The sequence below is a fragment of the Pseudomonas sp. RIT-562 genome, assembly GCF_026241895.1.
In the GTDB taxonomy this organism is placed as follows: domain Bacteria; phylum Pseudomonadota; class Gammaproteobacteria; order Pseudomonadales; family Pseudomonadaceae; genus Aquipseudomonas; species Aquipseudomonas mandelii_F.
Genome location: NZ_JAPJIV010000055.1, coordinates 1 through 720, shown reverse-complemented (window position 1 = coordinate 720; position 720 = coordinate 1). Strand labels below are relative to the sequence as shown.

Here is a 720-nt window from a genome sequence, read left to right as displayed (position 1 = left end):
GCTCCCACTGCTTGTACGCATACGGTTTCAGGATCTATTTCACTCCCCTCTCCGGGGTTCTTTTCGCCTTTCCCTCACGGTACTAGTTCACTATCGGTCAGTCAGTAGTATTTAGCCTTGGAGGATGGTCCCCCCATATTCAGACAAAGTTTCTCGTGCTCCGTCCTACTCGATTTCATGACTAAGAGATTTTCGCGTACAGGGCTATCACCCACTATGGCCGCACTTTCCAGAGCGTTCCGCTAATCTCAAAGCCACTTAAGGGCTAGTCCCCGTTCGCTCGCCACTACTAAGGGAATCTCGGTTGATTTCTTTTCCTCAGGGTACTTAGATGTTTCAGTTCCCCTGGTTCGCTTCTTAAGCCTATGTATTCAGCTTAAGATACCTAACTTATGTTAGGTGGGTTCCCCCATTCAGACATCTCCGGATCAAAGTCTGTTTGCCGACTCCCCGAAGCTTTTCGCAGGCTACCACGTCTTTCATCGCCTCTGACTGCCAAGGCATCCACCGTATGCGCTTCTTCACTTGACCATATAACCCCAAGCAATCTGGTTATACTGTGAAGACGACATTCGCCGAAAATTCGATAATACTCAAAACTGAGTAACTCACAAATTTTACCTTAGCCTGATCCGTTACCAGTGAAAGTAACGTTCAGTCTATCTTTCTATCACATACCCAAATTTTTAAAGAACGAACTAGTCAAAGACTAGAAATCAA

The 720-nt window shown here is 46.1% G+C and carries 1 rRNA gene; it reads right to left on the bottom strand.

Going from position 1 to position 720, the window contains the following annotated elements:
* Nucleotides 1–531: ribosomal RNA gene (locus ORL50_RS28715) — 23S ribosomal RNA — on the bottom strand; the annotation flags it as partial.
* Between the last annotated feature and the right edge of the window lie 189 nt (nt 532–720).